General features: G+C 66.0%; 18 protein-coding genes. 3 read left to right on the forward strand and 15 right to left on the reverse strand.

Annotated elements, in window-relative coordinates; all coding sequences use genetic code 11:
• Positions 1–9: 9 nt before the first annotated feature.
• From ACFQB0_RS14070 to infC, 5 genes are all read right to left on the reverse strand, one after another.
• Positions 10–798, reverse strand: a complete 789-nt coding sequence (locus tag ACFQB0_RS14070; RefSeq protein WP_386732870.1) for an amino acid ABC transporter ATP-binding protein — start codon at positions 796–798, stop codon at positions 10–12.
• A gap of 68 nt (positions 799–866) precedes the next feature.
• The gene (locus ACFQB0_RS14075) at positions 867–1667 is read right to left on the reverse strand and encodes a TrmH family RNA methyltransferase (protein ID WP_386732872.1); all 801 of its coding nucleotides are present in this window, start codon (positions 1665–1667) and stop codon (positions 867–869) included.
• A 74-nt stretch (positions 1668–1741) separates the two neighbouring features.
• Complete coding sequence (gene rplT, locus ACFQB0_RS14080; RefSeq protein WP_386732874.1) at positions 1742–2131, reverse strand: 50S ribosomal protein L20; 390 nt, start codon at positions 2129–2131, stop codon at positions 1742–1744.
• Between the two features lie 41 nt (positions 2132–2172).
• Positions 2173–2367 carry a 50S ribosomal protein L35 gene (gene rpmI / locus ACFQB0_RS14085; protein ID WP_386732876.1) on the reverse strand — a complete coding sequence of 65 codons (195 nt, stop codon included), beginning with the start codon at positions 2365–2367 and terminating at the stop codon, positions 2173–2175.
• A complete protein-coding gene (gene infC / locus ACFQB0_RS14090; RefSeq protein WP_386733297.1) occupies positions 2360–2944 on the reverse strand; it encodes a translation initiation factor IF-3 in 585 nt (194 codons plus the stop codon). Before infC ends, rpmI begins: the two co-directional genes overlap by 8 nt.
• A 278-nt stretch (positions 2945–3222) precedes the next feature.
• Here infC and ACFQB0_RS14095 point away from each other — a divergent pair, with 278 nt between their 5' ends.
• Complete coding sequence (locus ACFQB0_RS14095; protein WP_386732878.1) at positions 3223–3573, forward strand: DUF1844 domain-containing protein; 351 nt, start codon at positions 3223–3225, stop codon at positions 3571–3573.
• Between the two features lie 197 nt (positions 3574–3770).
• Here the strand turns inward: ACFQB0_RS14095 and ACFQB0_RS14100 are convergent, their stop codons facing one another.
• The 6 genes from ACFQB0_RS14100 to ACFQB0_RS14125 all read right to left on the reverse strand — a co-directional run bounded on the left by ACFQB0_RS14100 (position 3771) and on the right by ACFQB0_RS14125 (position 8237).
• A complete protein-coding gene (locus ACFQB0_RS14100; protein WP_386732880.1) occupies positions 3771–4562 on the reverse strand; it encodes an SseB family protein in 792 nt (263 codons plus the stop codon).
• Entirely contained in the window at positions 4546–5292 is a 747-nt protein-coding gene (gene priA / locus ACFQB0_RS14105) for a bifunctional 1-(5-phosphoribosyl)-5-((5-phosphoribosylamino)methylideneamino)imidazole-4-carboxamide isomerase/phosphoribosylanthranilate isomerase PriA (protein ID WP_386732882.1), read from the reverse strand. Before priA ends, ACFQB0_RS14100 begins: the two co-directional genes overlap by 17 nt.
• 111 nt (positions 5293–5403) lie before the next feature.
• Positions 5404–6039 carry an imidazole glycerol phosphate synthase subunit HisH gene (hisH, locus tag ACFQB0_RS14110; protein WP_386732885.1) on the reverse strand — a complete coding sequence of 212 codons (636 nt, stop codon included), beginning with the start codon at positions 6037–6039 and terminating at the stop codon, positions 5404–5406.
• Entirely contained in the window at positions 6036–6656 is a 621-nt protein-coding gene (gene hisB / locus ACFQB0_RS14115) for an imidazoleglycerol-phosphate dehydratase HisB (RefSeq protein WP_386732887.1), read from the reverse strand. Before hisB ends, hisH begins: the two co-directional genes overlap by 4 nt.
• Positions 6657–6665: 9 nt before the next feature.
• Positions 6666–7778, reverse strand: a complete 1113-nt coding sequence (locus tag ACFQB0_RS14120) for a histidinol-phosphate transaminase (protein ID WP_386732889.1) — start codon at positions 7776–7778, stop codon at positions 6666–6668.
• Between the two features lie 93 nt (positions 7779–7871).
• On the reverse strand, positions 7872–8237 hold the full coding sequence (locus tag ACFQB0_RS14125; protein ID WP_386732891.1) for a LysM peptidoglycan-binding domain-containing protein: 366 nt from the start codon (positions 8235–8237) through the stop codon (positions 7872–7874).
• Positions 8238–8507: 270 nt separating this feature from the next.
• Here ACFQB0_RS14125 and lexA point away from each other — a divergent pair, with 270 nt between their 5' ends.
• Complete coding sequence (lexA, locus tag ACFQB0_RS14130; protein WP_386733298.1) at positions 8508–9212, forward strand: transcriptional repressor LexA; 705 nt, start codon at positions 8508–8510, stop codon at positions 9210–9212.
• Between the two features lie 120 nt (positions 9213–9332).
• On the opposite strand, the gene metE is transcribed toward lexA, so the two are convergent.
• The 3 genes from metE to hflX all read right to left on the reverse strand — a co-directional run bounded on the left by metE (position 9333) and on the right by hflX (position 14589).
• Complete coding sequence (gene metE, locus ACFQB0_RS14135) at positions 9333–11672, reverse strand: 5-methyltetrahydropteroyltriglutamate--homocysteine S-methyltransferase (RefSeq protein ID WP_386732893.1); 2340 nt, start codon at positions 11670–11672, stop codon at positions 9333–9335.
• Entirely contained in the window at positions 11605–12675 is a 1071-nt protein-coding gene (locus ACFQB0_RS14140; protein WP_386732895.1) for a methylenetetrahydrofolate reductase, read from the reverse strand. Before ACFQB0_RS14140 ends, metE begins: the two co-directional genes overlap by 68 nt.
• A 354-nt stretch (positions 12676–13029) precedes the next feature.
• On the reverse strand, positions 13030–14589 hold the full coding sequence (gene hflX / locus ACFQB0_RS14145; RefSeq protein WP_386732897.1) for a GTPase HflX: 1560 nt from the start codon (positions 14587–14589) through the stop codon (positions 13030–13032).
• A 41-nt stretch (positions 14590–14630) separates the two neighbouring features.
• Here hflX and ACFQB0_RS14150 point away from each other — a divergent pair, with 41 nt between their 5' ends.
• Positions 14631–15248: a class I SAM-dependent methyltransferase gene (locus ACFQB0_RS14150; protein ID WP_386732899.1), complete on the forward strand. Its 618-nt coding sequence runs from the start codon at positions 14631–14633 to the stop codon at positions 15246–15248.
• Between the two features lie 32 nt (positions 15249–15280).
• Here ACFQB0_RS14150 and dapF read toward each other — a convergent pair whose 3' ends face one another.
• Positions 15281–16162, reverse strand: coding sequence for a diaminopimelate epimerase (dapF, locus tag ACFQB0_RS14155; protein ID WP_386732901.1), 882 nt, complete (start codon positions 16160–16162; stop codon positions 15281–15283).
• Positions 16163–16169 lie beyond the last annotated feature (7 nt).

The following is a 16169-nucleotide window of genomic DNA, read 5'->3' on the forward strand; positions in this document are numbered from 1 at the left end:
TCGTGCCGATCAGTGGTCAAGTATCTTCGACAAGAAGTCACGGGCCCGCTCGGAGCGAGCATCCGTGAAGAACTGCTCGGGGGTGGCCTCCTCGACGATCTCGCCGTCGGCCATGAACAGCACCCGGTTCGCCGCTTTGCGCGCGAACCCCATCTCGTGGGTGACGACGATCATGGTCATGCCCTCACGTGCGAGACCGACCATGACGTCGAGCACCTCGTTGATCATCTCGGGGTCGAGCGCGCTCGTCGGCTCGTCCATGAGGATCAGTTTGGGGTTCATGGCAAGCGATCGCGCGATGGCGACGCGTTGCTGCTGGCCTCCGGAGAGCTGCGCGGGCATCTTCTTCGCCTGATTCGCAACGCCGACGCGGTCCAGCAGTTCCATCGCGGTCTTCTCGGCATCCTTGCGCGAGGTCTTCTTGACCTTGATCGGGGCGATCGTCACGTTCTGGAGGACCGTCTTGTGCGCGAAGAGGTTGAACGACTGGAACACCATGCCGACGTCGGCACGCAGTTTCGCAAGCCCAGCACCCTCCTCTGGGAGCACCTTCCCGTCGATCGTGATGCTGCCGGAGTCGATCGTCTCCAGGCGGTTGATGGCACGGCATAGCGTCGATTTGCCCGAACCGCTCGGGCCGATGACCACGACGACCTCGCCTCGGGCGACGGTGGTGTTGATGTCCTTCAGCACGTGCAACTCGCCGAAGTGCTTGTTCACACGGTCGACGATCACCAGGGGCTCTCCGCGTCTGACCGAGATGTTCGAGGTCGGGGGTACTCCGTCGCCGGGTCGCATGTGCCTACATTAGCGCACACATCAGGCGCACCGTCTCCATCACCACGACGGTTATCGATCCGTGACCCTCAGGAGCGTTGTGCGAAGGCGCTTTCGTATAGGCAGACGGACGCAGCCGTCGCCAGGTTCATCGACTCGGCATGACCGTAGATCGGCACCGCGATGGCACGGTCCGCCAACGCGAGTTTCTCGTCGGGGAGGCCGCGTGCCTCGTTGCCGAAGAGCCAGGCGGTCGGCTCCACGAGCATCCCCTCCGCCCGTACGGTCAAGAGATCGTCGCCCTTGATGTCGGCGGCGAGGAGTTGCATCCCCGCCTCACGCACACGCACTCGCACGTCATCGAGTTCGACGCCCACCGCGATCGGCAGGTGGAAGATCGAACCGGTCGAGGAACGAACGACCTTGGGGTTGTAGAGATCGACGGTGCGTCCCGTGAGCACGACCGCGTCGGCACCGGCTGCATCTGCGGCTCGGATGATCGTCCCCACATTGCCGGGATCACGCACCTCCTCGAGAATTGCGACGAGTCTCGGCTTCGCGAAGAAGATGTCCTTGACGGAGGTGGGGAACTGGTGACAGACAGCGACGAAGCCCTGCGGTGTCACCGTGTCGGCCATGGTCTCGAGCACGTGCTCCGTGACGAACTCGACGTCGACTCCGGCATCGACCGCGGTCTGCGCGATATCGGTATAGCGCTCGAGCGCCGTCGGAGTGGCGTAGAGTTCGACGACGAGCTGGGGGCGGAACGTCAGCGCCTCGGCTACGGATTGCGGACCTTCCAGCAGGAACAGACCGCTACCGGCCCTGGCGGCCTTCTTGGCGAGCTTCGCAACGGCTCGCACACGGGGGGAGCGCGGATTCTCCAGCATGCTCTCATTCTAGTAAGGGCTGGAAAGCGAAAAGGCCCGGTCATCGGGGTGACCGGGCCTCTCGAACGCGCTGCTTACGCGGCCTCGACCTTGGGAGCCGAGGTATCGGCAGGAAGAGCCTTCTTGGCCGTCTCGACAAGAGCGGCGAAGGTGGCTGGCTCGTTCACGGCGAGCTCGGCAAGGATGCGACGGTCGACCTCGACCCCGGCAAGGCCGAGGCCCTGGATGAGACGGTTGTAGGTGAGGCCGTTCGCGCGCGAGGCGGCGTTGATGCGCTGGATCCACAGACGACGGAAGTCGCCCTTGCGGGCGCGGCGGTCGCGGTAGCTGTAGACGAGCGAGTGGGTGACCTGCTCCTTGGCCTTGCGGTAGAGGCGCGAACGCTGGCCGCGGTAGCCCTCGGCACGCTCAAGGATGACCCGGCGCTTCTTGTGGGCGTTGACCGCCCGCTTTACTCTTGCCATTTCTCTATTCCTTACGTTGTAACGGCGCTGCGCTGATCAGATCAGCGGCCGAGAAGCTTCTTGATCACCTTGGCGTCGGCCGGAGCCAGCACCTGATCCTGGTTCAGGCGAGCCTTGCGCTTCGAGGCCTTGACCTCGAGATTGTGACGCATTCCGGCCTGCTGCTTCATGATCTTGCCGCTGCCGGTGATCTTGAAACGCTTCTTGGACCCGGAGTGGGTCTTCTGCTTAGGCATTGTTTTCCTCCTGCTTAGCCGCTTTGCTGGCGGCGCGTTGTGCGTTGGCCTCGGCTTTGGCCTCCGATTTGTTCTTCAGAGGACCGATCACCATGACCATGTTTCGACCGTCGATGGTCGGATTCGATTCGACAGAACCGAACTCGGCGACATCCTCGGCAAATCTCTGGAGCAAACGCACGCCCTGGTCGGGACGGGACTGCTCACGCCCGCGGAACAAGATCATCGCTTTGACCTTGTCACCGGACTTGAGGAAGCCCTCGGCGCGCTTGCGTTTGGTTTCGTAATCGTGCTTGTCGATCTTGAGACGGAAACGAACCTCTTTGAGGATCGTGTTCGCCTGGTTGCGCCTGGCCTCTTTGGCCTTCTGCGCAGCCTCGTACTTGAACTTGCCGTAATCCATGATCTTGGCGACAGGCGGCTTGGAGTTGGGCGCGACCTCAACGAGATCAAGGTCGGCTTCCTGCGCCAGACGCAGGGCAACCTCGATTTTGACGACGCCGACCTGCTCACCACCGGGGCCAACGAGGCGGACCTCTGGCACTCGGATGCGGTCGTTTGTACGGGGATCGGTGATGCGAGTCTCCTCTACTCAAGCTTTCGGCCACGACCGGGAGACGGATGCCGCCCGGCGACGAAAGAGGAATTCACGCAGTTCGCGTGCACGGATACCGTGCACGGCTTCTGCGACACCCTGTCTACCCTCGCGGCCGGCGGTTCGCACGACCGGCGCGAGAGCGGAGTGCGATCTACCCGGTAACCTAATGAAGCGGTCAAACGCGGGTGGGAGAATCTCCACTTTCGTACCGGGGCAAATTGCCCCGGAGCCCGCACAAGTCTAGCAGAGGATCGCATTTGAGCAACACATTCGACGAGGGTGCAGCCGCAGAGGCCACTCGTGACATCGCCGACGTGCCCGCCGTCGAGGTCATCACGACGACAGCAGTCCACCTCATGAGCGCTGCCGCGGTCAAGTGCGGTCTCGCCGAGAATCCGGAGGGCCAGCAGGACCTCGACGAGGCCCGCAAGCTCATCACCGCGTTGGCCGGCCTCATCACCGCAGCGGCCCCGGAGATCAGCGACATGCACGCCCGGAGCCTGCGTGACGGACTGCGGTCGCTGCAGTTGGCCTTCCGCGAGGCGTCTGTCATCCCCGACCCGATCGGTCAGGGTCCTGGCGAGAAGTACACCGGCCCTGTCAGCTAGAGGCGAGGACTCCGGCGATCGCTGTGACGGTCCTCTGCGTCTCGGCGGCATCCCTCGCATGCAACGCCCCAGGATTTGCCACAGTCGCCACCCCGCGGTCACACGGCACAGTGAGCCGGGTGCCGGCGTCGTGCGCCACAGCGATGGCGGCGTCGAAGAGTCGCCCCATCCGGGAACGGCTCCGGCGCGGCTTCATCTCACGCCGACGCAGTCAGACGAACGGTGAGCGAGTCGACACGGGTCGCGATGATCTCGTTCGCCGCCCAGCGTTGTGCGAGCCGGGCGAGGACGGTGTCGAGTTCCGTGCGAGTGAGCCCGTCGACGAGTTCGATGTGCACGATGAGCTCGGGGCCGATGAGCCGAGCGCCCGGGTCTCCCGCCGTCACCTCGACGGACAAGACAGACAGTTCCGAACGGATGGAGACCTCGAACGCCTCACCGACCTCTGGATCCTCGAAGCTCGGTCGCCACGATCGCTCTTGGGCGATCGCCCAGAGCGCCGGTCGGCGCACGGAGAACTCGGTCGGCGACGTCGGATCGAGCACGACGAGATCGGTCTGCTCGCTCGCCGCGGCGAGCGCGACGCGCACGCCGTCCGCCGGAACCGGCCGCGCCGTCTCATTCCACGCCGTCATCGCGGCGACCGAGCTGAAGACCGGCAGGACGTTGCGGCCGTCGGGTCCTGCGACGGTCACGATGGATAGTTCCTGGCTCTTGTCGATCGTGTGGCCGTGCTCGTTCTGCCCCGCCTCGCCGAGGTGCGCCACGAGTGGAATGAGCAAGCGAGAGACCCGCAGAGCATCGACGACGTCCGCCTGGCCGAGCTCATGCACACGGAATCGCCGGAGAGCCTCGACCAGACGCTCAGGCGCCGCGCCGTCGTCGCTCACATGAGCGTTCGAGTCGAAGGACCGCCCTGCCCACGGCTGCCCCGCGGAATCAGCCGGCGAAGGTGTGGAGGCGTTGCCCGGATCAGTCGGATGCGACATCCAGCGCCTCGGCAAGCGTGAAGGCACCCGCGTAGAGCGCCTTGCCTACGATCGCGCCCTCGAGTCCCTGCGGCACGAGTTCGCGGAGCGCTGCGATGTCGTCGAGGCTCGAGACACCACCCGAAGCGATGACCGGCCGACGGGTGCGCGCCATGACCTGCTTGAGCAGTTCGATGTTCGGTCCCTGCAGAGTGCCGTCCTTCGTGACGTCGGTGACGACGTACCGGGCGCATCCAGCCTCCTCGAGGCGGTCCATGACGCGCCACAGGTCCCCGCCGTCCTTCGTCCACCCGCGCGCCGCGAGTGTCGTGCCCCGCACGTCCAGTCCGACGGCGATCGCCTCGCCGTACCGCGCGATGACGCTCGCCGCCCACTCGGGGTTCTCGAGCGCTGCCGTGCCGAGGTTGATGCGCTTCGCACCGATTCCGAGCGCGTTCTCGAGGGACTCGTCGTCGCGGATGCCGCCGGAGAGCTCGACGTTCACACCGCGCACCTGTCGCAGCACTCTCTTGAGGATGCCCGAGTTGTTGCCACGGCCGAACGCCGCATCAAGGTCGACGAGGTGGATCCACTCGGCGCCCTGAGCTGCCCAGTCGGCGGCGGCGTCGACCGGATCGCCGTAGTTGGTCTCGGTGCCGGCCTCGCCCTGGGTCAGGCGCACAGCTTTGCCCCCCGCGATGTCGACGGCCGGCAGAAGCACGAGACCGGGGGCCTTGTTGAACTCACTCATTGCTGTCCTCGGGTCGAGGCCGCCATCCGTGGGCGACCGGAATGAACACTACTAGGTCAAGGATTCTCGAGGCCATTGCAGCGAACGAATGCTCCGTACGCCCACGACGGCTCAGCCGAGGCTGTCGAGCCAATTGTGCAGCAGCCGGATGCCGGCGTCGCCTGATTTCTCGGGGTGGAACTGCGTCGCGCTGAGCGGCCCGTTCTCGACCGCTGCGAGAAAGGGTCCGCCGTGCTCGGCCCAGGTCAATCGCGGCTGCGGGAAGGGCGGCATCACGTCGAGCGTCCACTTCTGGGCACCGTAGGAGTGAACGAAATAGAATCGCTCGCCGCGGATGCCGTCGAAGAGAACGGAGTCCGCCGGCGCGTCGACCGTGTTCCACCCCATGTGCGGGAGGACGGGCGCTGGCAGCTCTGTGACCACGCCGGGCCACTCGCCGAGTCCCTCGGTGTCGACGCCGCGTTCGACACCGCGCTCAAAGAGCACCTGCATGCCGACGCAGATCCCCAGCACGGGGCGGCCACCCGCGAGTCTCCGGTCGATGACGTCGTCGCCGCGCACGGCCTTGAGCCCGCTCATGACGGCGCTGAACGCCCCGACGCCGGGAACGAGCAGCCCGTCCGCTTCGAGCGCCTGCGTCCGGTCGGCGGTCAACGAGACCTCCGCACCGGCCTGTTCGAGAGCTTTGACGGCCGAGTGCACATTGCCGGTGCCGTAGTCGAGCACGACGACGCGTCGGGTGTTCACAACGCGCCCTTGGTCGAGGGGATGCCGCTCACGCGTGCGTCGTGGTCCTTGGCCTGCCGGAACGCACGCGCGAAAGCCTTGAACTCCGCCTCGGCGATGTGGTGCGGGTCACGGCCGCCGAGAACGTTGACATGCACGGTGAGCGCCGCATTGAACGTGACCGCCTCGAAGACGTGACGCACCATGGAACCCGTGAAGTGACCGCCGATGAGGTGATATTCGAAACCGATCGGCTCGCCCCGGTGCACGAGGTAAGGCCGACCCGAGATGTCGACGACGGCCTGGACGAGCGCCTCATCGAGCGGAACGACCGCGTCGCCGTAGCGTGAGATGCCACGCTTGTCGCCGAGCGCCTGCTTGATGGCCTGCCCCAGCGCGATGCCGGTGTCCTCGACCGTGTGGTGCACGTCGATCTCGACATCGCCGCTCGCGCGGATCGTCAGGTCGGTGAGCGAGTGCTTGGCGAAGGCGGTGAGCAGGTGATCGTAGAACGGCACCGACGTCTGGATGTCGGACACGCCCGTTCCGTCGAGGTCGAGCGACAGATCGATGCTCGACTCACTCGTCTCGCGCTGCACGCGCGCCGTACGGGTCGAGGACGCGGAGGGGTTGCTCATAGTCGAAGTCTATTCGGCGGCGGCTGAGCCGGAGGCACGCAGCGACGCCACAGCTTCGAGGAACGCAGTAGTCTCCGCCTCGGTTCCCGCTGTGACGCGCAGGTGGCCGGGGATGCCGATGTCGCGGATGAGGATGCCCCGTTCGAGCAGCGCTTCGAACATCGCGTGCGGATCATCGACGCCGCCGAACAGCACGAAGTTGCTCCAACTGCGGTGTGCGGTGTAGCCCAGCGTCGTCAGCTCGCGCACGATCCGGTCGCGTTGACCGCGGATGTCATCCACCATGGCGAGCATCTCGTCCGAGTGCGCGAGCGCGGCGACGGCAGCGGCCTGTGTGAGCGCCGACAGGTGATAGGGCAGACGGACGAGCCGGAGAGCGTCTGTCACCGCGGGGTCCGCGGCGAGGTAGCCGACGCGAGCGCCGGCGAAGGCGAAGGCCTTGCTCATGGTGCGCGACACGATCAGCCGAGGACGGCCGTCGAGCAGGCTCAGCGCACTCGGCGTGCCGATGGGCGCGAACTCGGCATAGGCCTCGTCGACGACGACGATGCCGGCGGACCCCTCGTACCGGGTCGCGTCGTAGACGGCTTCGATCGTCTCGAGCGACAGCGGGGTGCCGGTGGGATTGTTCGGCGAGCAGAGGATGACGATGTTCGGCCGGGCGCGGCGCACGGCCGCGACGGCCGTCTCGGGAGAGAGAACGTAGTCGGCATCGCGTTCCCCGGCGATCCAGTCCGTTCCCGTGCCGTCGGCGAGCAGAGAGTACATAGAATAGGTCGGTGCGAAACCGAGAACGGATCGTCCCGGCCCACCGAACGCCTGCAGCACCTGCTGTAAGACCTCGTTGGACCCGTTCGCCGCCCAGAGGTTGTCTCTCGTCAGACCGTGGCCGAGATAGTCTGCGAGGCTCTCCCGCAATCCTGTGAACTCGCGGTCCGGATAGCGGTTCACCGTCAAGATGGCGGCGGCGACCCTGGCGACGATGTCGTGGGCGACGGCCTCGGGGACGGGGTGAGTGTTCTCGTTGACGTTGAGCGCGACGGGAACGTGCTTTTGCGGAGCTCCATAGGGGGTCTTGCCCACCAGATCGTCACGGAGTGGCAGGTCGTCGAGAGTGGTCACCCCTCCGATGCTAGCTGTACTCGTGCTAGCTGTACTCGGTCATGACGTTGATGTCAGTCGGGCAGCGCGAGGATAGGCGCTCTCCACAGCGAATCAGTACTTCTCGGGGATGGCCAGGCGCTGGCCCGGCTCGATCTCGGAGGTCTGCAACTGATTGAGGCTGACGAGTTCGGCGATGACATCGCGCGGATCCGCAGCCGGGGCGATCGACTCGGCGAGGCTCCAGAGGGACTCTCCCGACTGAACGGTGACGTACTCGAAAGAGGAGGCACCCTGACCATCCGCTCCGGCGATCGCGATGCCTCCGTTGAGAGCGAAGACGAAGGCGCCGAAGACGAGCGGCAACGCCGCAAGCGTCGTCAACACGACGCGTCCACGACGGGTGAGGTGCAGGTGCACACGTGCGACCGGAGCCGTGGACGAAAGCCCGACGGATGCCTGGGCGAGTACTGCGCTCATATCAACCTCCTGAAGGATCTCGCATCCGGCTCTCGGCCGGGAGAGCCGGATGCGAAGCTTTGTTCCGAATATATCTTCGATTATTCGAAGAATCAAGCACTTCTTCGCATGTCTCACGCCGGAGAGGCGCAACACACTCGAACAAATGTTTGTCTCCACCCCCATAGGCGGATACAGTTTCGATTGTCTGGAAGAAACACAACCAGCAACCACCGACATTCGCGGTGGCAGGCGTGAAGACGGGCAGAACGAGGGGCGAACGTGACGAACGTGACGAACGACAACGGCGGTTTCCGCGAGAAGGGCGGAACACGGCGACGCAAGAACCTGAGCGCCAAACAGCTCTCCATCCTCGACGTGATCCAGCGCTCCGTCAGCCAGCGCGGTTACCCGCCGAGCATGCGCGAGATCGGTGATGCGGTCGGACTTTCCTCGCTGTCGAGCGTCACGCACCAGCTCAACCAGCTCGAGCTGAGCGGATACCTGCGCCGCGACCCGAATCGCCCGCGCGCGCTCGAAGTGCTCATCGAGCTTCCCCCGTCGACGGATACGACCCCTGCTCCAGACAACGACAGCTTCTCAACGGGCCCGTCCGTCGGCGACGCCGCCATGGTTCCACTCGTCGGCCGGATCGCGGCAGGCATCCCGATCACGGCCGAGCAGCAGATCGAGGAAGTCTTCCCCCTTCCCCGGCAGCTCGTCGGCAAGGGCGATCTCTTCATTCTCAAGGTCGTCGGAGAGTCGATGATCGATGCCGCGATCTGCGACGGCGACTGGGTCGTCGTGCGCCAACAGAAGACAGCCGAGAACGGCGAGATCGTCGCCGCCATGCTCGACAACGAGGCGACGGTCAAAGTCTTCCGGCAGCGGGATGGCCACACCTGGTTGCTTCCGCGCAACAGCAACTTCGAGCCGATCCTCGGCGACTACGCCGAGGTCCTCGGCAAGGTGGTCGCGGTGCTGCGCGCCGTCTGACCCTTCCGTTCACGACGCCGAAGAGCGGCAGCCCAGTGGACTTGTGAATCAGGGCTGCCGCTTTTCACGCTGTCTCGTAGCGCTCCGCAGTTGCACGCAACGGGGCTTCCCGCTTTTCCGCTATGCGGAGACTCCCGCCTTCTCGCGAACAGCCCGGGTCGCGGTCAGCACGTTCCGCAACGATTCGACCGTCTCGGCGTAGCCACGGGTCTTGAGCCCGCAGTCCGGGTTGACCCAGAGCTGACGCCCGGGAATCGAGGCGAGCGCGCGTTCGATGAGCTCGGTCACCTCGTCGACACTCGGAATGCGCGGTGAGTGGATGTCGTAGACGCCCGGACCGAAGCCATGACCGAAGCCGCTCTCCTCGACGTCGGCGACGATCTCCATACGACTGCGGGCAGCCTCGATGCTCGTCACATCCGCGTCCAGCTCGCGGATCGCATCGATGACGACTCCGAACTCCGAGTAGCAGAGATGCGTGTGGATCTGCGTCTCGTCGCGCACCCCGGCCGTCGCGAGACGGAAGGAGCCCACCGACCAGTCGAGGTAGTTCGCGTGATCCTTCCGTTTGAGCGGCAGCAGTTCTCGCAGCGCCGGCTCATCCACCTGGACGATGGCAATGCCTGCAGCCTCGAGGTCGGCGATCTCGTCGCGCAGCGCGAGCGCGACCTGCCGTGCGGTCTCGCCGAGGGGCTGATCATCGCGCACGAACGACCAGGCCAGAATGGTGACTGGCCCCGTCAGCATGCCCTTGACCGGCTTCGAGGTAAGGCTCTGCGTATAACTCGACCATTCCACCGTGATCGGCGCGGGCCGGGAGACGTCACCCCACAGAATGGACGGGCGCGTGCACCGGGTGCCGTAGGACTGAACCCAACCGTTCTGGGTGACCGCGAAGCCGTCCAGGTTCTCGGCGAAGTACTGCACCATGTCGTTGCGCTCCGGCTCGCCGTGCACGATGACGTCGAGGCCGATCTCCTCCTGCAATTCGACCACTCGGCGGATTTCGGCACGCATGAGCTCGAGGTAGTCCTGTTCGCTCAGCGAGCCTCGGAGCAGCTGTGCACGCGCCCGGCGGATATCGCTCGTCTGTGGGAACGAGCCGATCGTCGTCGTCGGCAGGAACGGCAGTCCGAGTACGGCCTCCTGAGCCGAGTGCCGAGCGGCGTAGTCGCCGCGGTTGAAGTCCGCGTCGCCCAGCCCGGCCGTCCGCGCACGCACAGCGCCAACACGCACACCAGGCGCCGAACGGCGGTTCACCAGCGCAGCGGACGCGGCATCCAGCTCGGCTCGGACCGCCGCCTTGCCATTGACGAGGCCGCGCGCCAGCGTCACCACTTGCGCGACCTTCTGATCCGCGAAAGCGAGCCAGTCCGCAAGCTCGCCCAGTCCGGTCTCTTCGTCGACATCGTGCGGAACATGCAGCAACGAGGTCGAGGTGGAGACCGCGACGCTCGAGCTGAGTTCGCGCACGGAGGCAGCCAGGTCGAAAGCCTGCTCGAGGTCGCCCCTCCAGATGTTGTGGCCGTCGATCACCCCGGCGACGAGAGTCTTCCTGGCGAGATTCACGGCGGTCGTCCCATCGAGCCCCTGCGGCAGCTCTCCACGCACGAGGTCGAGGCCGATCGCCTCGACGGGGGAAGCAGCGAGAATCGGGAGCGCGTCGTCGAGGCCGCCGTATGGCGCGGCGACGAAGAGCGCCGGTCGCCCAGCGACCGCGCCGAGCACGTCATAGGCGTGGGCGAGACCGTTGAGTTGGGCGTCGCGGGCGACCACGATGCTCTCGTTGACCAGGGCGGGCTCGTCGAGCTGCACCCACTCGGCTCCCGCTTCGGCAAGACGTCCCAGCAGTTCGGCATAGACCGGGAGCAGTTCGCCCAGACGGCTCAGCGGATCGAATCCGGCGGGAGCGTCATCGCTCGGCTTGCTCAACAGCAGGAACGTGACAGGCCCGACGACGACAGGACGCGTGACGAGACCGGCCGACTTCGCCTCAGCGAACTCGCGCACGATACGGTCGCTCGAGAGCGAGAAGACGGTCTCAGGGCCGATCTCCGGTACGAGGTAGTGGTAGTTGGAGTCGAACCATTTCGTCATCTCGAGCGGGGCCTTGTCGCCCTCGCCGCGAGCGATGGTGAAGTAGCCGACGAGGTCGACGGCACCGTCTTCGCCCACCAGGGAGGCGAAGCGGGCGGGGATGGCGCCGACCGTGACCGCGACGTCCAATACCTGGTCGTAGTACGAGAAGCTCTCTGGAATGGCCGAGTCGGTGCGGCCGAGGCCGAGAGCGGCAAGGCGATCGCGCGTGGCCGCACGCAGCCCGACCGTGGTCAGCTCGAGCTCCTCGGCGGTGATGTCGCCTGCCCAGAAGGCCTCCACGGCCTTCTTGAGCTCACGGTGCCGACCGATGCGCGGATAGCCGAGGATCGTTCCGATGGGGAATGGCGTGGGAATGGTCATGCGGTTTCCTTGATTCTCGCGATGGATGGGCGGGTGGAGGGGGAACCGAGTCCAGGTGCTCGAGAACTCCGAGCACGGCCTGGTGCCGGTTGAAGGTGTAGAGATGGAGACCGGAGGCGCCGCCGTCGAGCACCTGACGCGCGAGCTCCGCCGCGAAGGCGACGCCGATCTCGTACTGTGCGTCTTCACTCGGCTCGATCTCGAGTCGGATGGCGAGCTCCGCTGCGATCTCCTCCCCCGTGAGCTCCGCAATGCGGGCGAGCTGTTTCGGGGAGGTGACGGGCATGATGCCGGGCAGGATGTCCATGGTCACACCGGCCGCGCGTGCGCGATCGACGAAATTCAGATAGTCGTCCGCATGAAAGAAGAGTTGCGTGATCGCGAGGTTCGCTCCGGCGACCTGCTTTGCGAGAAGGCTGTCGATATCCTGACTGCCACCGCGGGAGCGGGGATGCCCGGTGGGGAAGGCTGCGACCGCGACACGCACGGGGCGTTCGCGCTCGGCGATCCTGGTCGCCTGGGGCAGCCCCGGAATGCGTTGCTGGGCGAATGGCTCACGTTCCTCCTGCACCCGGTGGATGAGCTGCACAAGCTCTGCCGCGCTCCCGAGATCACCGAGGGCCATCGCCCCGTCACCGCCGGCCGGTGGATCGCCGCGGAGGGCGAGGAAGCTCGTGATCCCCGCATCGAGGAATTGCCGGACGAGAAGGTTCGCCTCGGTGTGCGAGGAGCCGACGCACGTGAGGTGCGCCATGGGCTCGATCGTGGTGTGTTCGAGGATGTGGCTGAGCACAGTAAGCGAGCGTTCGCGCGAAGAGCCTCCCGCACCGAACGTCACTGAGATGAACACGGGGTCGGCTTCGGCCAACCGGTCGATCGTCCGGCCGAGGCCGAGAGCCGCGGCATCCGTGCGCGGTGGGAAGAGCTCGAACGAGACGGGCGGTCGAGGCGAACAGTCGGGATCGCCGGTTACGGGCGATGCACCGCGTGATGCCGTGGCCATGGATGCGATCCTCTGCGTATGACGGATGCCGCTCCGGCAGGGTCACGCGCCAGCAGGCCGCGCACCCCACCGAACGGTGGTGTGTGTCGCGGGCGGGTGCCGGGCTCGGCTGTCGCTCCAGTCGCCGGGAAACCCGTCGACAACGATTTCTCCGAGAGTACAGCGTGGCATCCGTGCGCGGCCAATGTGACCGAATGTGACGGCCGTCCAGCACCCTCTTCCGTCCATGAGCGGCTCATGCCGACGACCGCTGCTGGCACGCCGGCAGCGGTCGTCCGATCAGTAGAGAATGCCACGACGACGGAACGCGCCGCGCCGGCAGCACGCACGAGGCGCAGTCGTGATCGACGTACCCTAGCCCGACAGCGAGGAGGCGACGGCTGCGCTCGTCTTCTCGACCACGGACGATGCGAGGAACGGCCGGAACTGAGCCTCCAGCTCCGGCGAGATGAGCGCCGTCACTCGCGTACCGGTCTCCGCGTAGTCGGTCGAGATGACCCGGCCCTTCTCGTGCAGGACCGAGACGAGGTCGCCTCGGTCGTAGGGCACGATGAGTTCGACCTCGACGCTCGGATCGGGCAGCATCTCGCCGATGGCTGCGAGCACCCGGCCGATGCCCTCGCCGGTGCGTGCCGAGGCGAAGATCGCGCGGGGTTCGAGACCGCGCAGCACGAGCCGCTCGTCCTCGCCGATGAGGTCGGACTTGTTGAAGACGACGAGCTCGGGTATCGCACGCGCCCCCACCTCGCCGATCACATCGCGCACGGCGGTGAGCTGTCCGGCTGGATCCGGATGCGACCCGTCGACGACGTGCACGATGAGGTCCGAGTCCGCGACCTCTTCGAGCGTCGATCTGAAGGCCTCGACGAGCTGGTGCGGCAGATTCCGCACGAAGCCGACCGTGTCGGCGAGCGTATAGATCCGGCCGTCCGCGGTCGTGTTCTTGCGCACGGTCGCGTCGAGCGTCGCGAACAGCGCGTTCTCCACGAGCACACCGGCATGCGTGATCCGGTTGAGCATGCTGGACTTGCCTGCGTTCGTATAGCCGGCGATCGCGACCGATGGCACTGCGTTCCGGCGGCGATTGGCACGCTTGGCCTCGCGGGCGGGCTTCATCCCCGCGATCTGTTTGCGCAGCTTCGCCATGCGAGTGCGGATGCGACGCCGATCGAGTTCGATCTTGGTCTCACCGGGACCACGGCTTCCCATACCGGCGCCAGCGCCGCCGACCTGACCGCCGGCCTGACGCGACATCGACTCACCCCAACCGCGCAACCGCGGCAACAGGTACTCGAGCTGGGCGAGCTCGACCTGGGCTTTGCCCTCACGGCTCTTCGCATGCTGGCTGAAGATGTCGAGGATGACGGCTGTGCGGTCGATGACCTTGACCTTGACGACGTCCTCGAGCGCACGACGCTGGCTCGGAGCAAGCTCGGTGTCCGCTATGACAGTGTCCGCGCCGAGCGAGGCGACGACGTCTCGGAGCTCCTGAGCCTTGCCGCGACCAAGGTAGGTGCTCGGGTCCGGATGCGGGCGACGCTGCAGAAGACCGTCGAGCACGGTGGCTCCGGCCGTCTCGGCGAGGGCGGCGAGTTCGCGCATCGAGTTCTCGGCATCGTCGAGGGAGCCCTGCGAATAGACGCCGATGAGCACGACGTTCTCGATGCGCAGCTGTCGGTACTCGACCTCGGTGACGTCCTCGAGTTCGGTGGAGAGGCCGGAGACACGGCGGAGCGCCTGACGGTCGTCTCGGTCGAATTGCTCGCCATCGCTGGCGTCGCCGGTCACGGCGCCCGTCTGGACCGCCTGCGCGCCGGCGGTGAACAGGGAGTAGCCTGATGCGCGCGACTCGGCGCTGGCCAGTACGCGCGCGACCACATCGTCGTTCTGCGGGTTCGGCTCAGCTTCACTCATTGCGTTAACCCTAGTTCCTCCAACTCCGGTAGGTTCCATTCATGGCTTCTGAGCATTACTTCACGCCGACGCCTGCGAGTGAGCTCAAGCTGCGCCGTATCACCGTGCGTCTGGTCGGCCAAGACCGCCAGGTGACGACTGCGAACGGCATCTTCAGCCCCGATCACATCGACGCCGGAACCCAGGTGCTTCTCACGAACACCCCGGTGCCCCCTCCGAGCGGCAATTTCCTCGATCTCGGGTGCGGGTGGGGTCCGATCGGTTTCGCGCTCGCGTTGGAATCGCCACTCGCCACGGTCTGGGCGGTGGACATCAACGATCGCGCCCTCGAACTGGTCCGACGGAACGCTGCAGAACTCGGCATCGCCAACATCAACGCGGTTCGCCCCGAGGATGTTCCCGACGGTCTCCGGTTCCGCACGATCTGGTCGAACCCGCCGATCAGGGTGGGCAAGAACGAGTTGCACAATCTCCTGCAGAATTGGTTGCCCCGTCTCGACGACGAGTCGGATGCGTGGCTCGTGGTGCAGCGGAACCTCGGCTCAGACTCACTGCATCGCTGGCTGCAGGCCGAGTTGCCGGAGAGCTTCGCCGTGACACGCGCGGCGACCGCCAAAGGCTATCGCGTCCTGCGGGTGAGACGACACGGACCACGGTAGGCCGTCTGCGGAGCCCGCGATCCGGTCGGCGCCTAGTCGAGTCCGAGCACCCCGTCGAATACCAGTTCAGCCGGTCCAGAGAGGGAGACGTGCTCGCCGTCCTCTGTGGGGAACATCCGCACGCCGAGCACACCGCCGGGAACCTCTACGCGCCACTGCTCCGGCGCTCCGGCGCCAGCCCAGTGCCGCACCGCGAGTGCCGCCGCCGCCGCTCCCGTTCCACAGGAGAGCGTCTCCCCCGAACCGCGCTCGTGCACACGCATCCGGATCCGGCCGATCCCGTCGTGTGTGAGAGGATCGGCCGGCACGACGAACTCGACGTTCGCGCCGTCTGCCGGAACCGGGTCGAGCAGGGGGATGAAGCTCAGATCAGCCGCGTCGAGCTCGTTATCGTCGGCCAGGGCGACGACGACGTGCGGGTTGCCGACGTTGACGCCGAGTCCCGGTCTCGCGACGGGCAGATTCTTCGCCCGGACGAGCGGCTCGCCGCCGTCGAGCCGCCAGCGGCCGAGATCCACCTGGAAACCGCTGAGATTACGCTGCAGGTCGCGGACTCCTCCACGTGTTCCGATCGTCATCGTGTCGCCGTCGGCGAGTTCGGCCAGGCCCTGGTCGATGAGGAATCGTGCGTACACCCTGATGCCGTTCCCGCACATCTCTGACGGCGTGCCGTCGGCGTTCCAGTAGTCCATGAACCACTCCGCCGCCTCGTCCTCGGCCAACGCGGTGGCGCCCTCGGGCAGGTGGCGGGATCTCACCGCACGGATGACGCCGTCGCCGCCGACGCCGAAACGGCGATCGCAGACCGCGGCGATCTGCTCGGGGGTCAGCGTGATCCGACCGTCGGGGTCCGTAAACAGCACGAAGTCGTTTCCCGTGCCATGGCCCTTGGTGAAGCGGAGATCGAACGCCATGGATCAA

It is taken from the genome of Luethyella okanaganae, assembly GCF_042660285.1.
Lineage (GTDB): Bacteria > Actinomycetota > Actinomycetes > Actinomycetales > Microbacteriaceae > Luethyella > Luethyella okanaganae.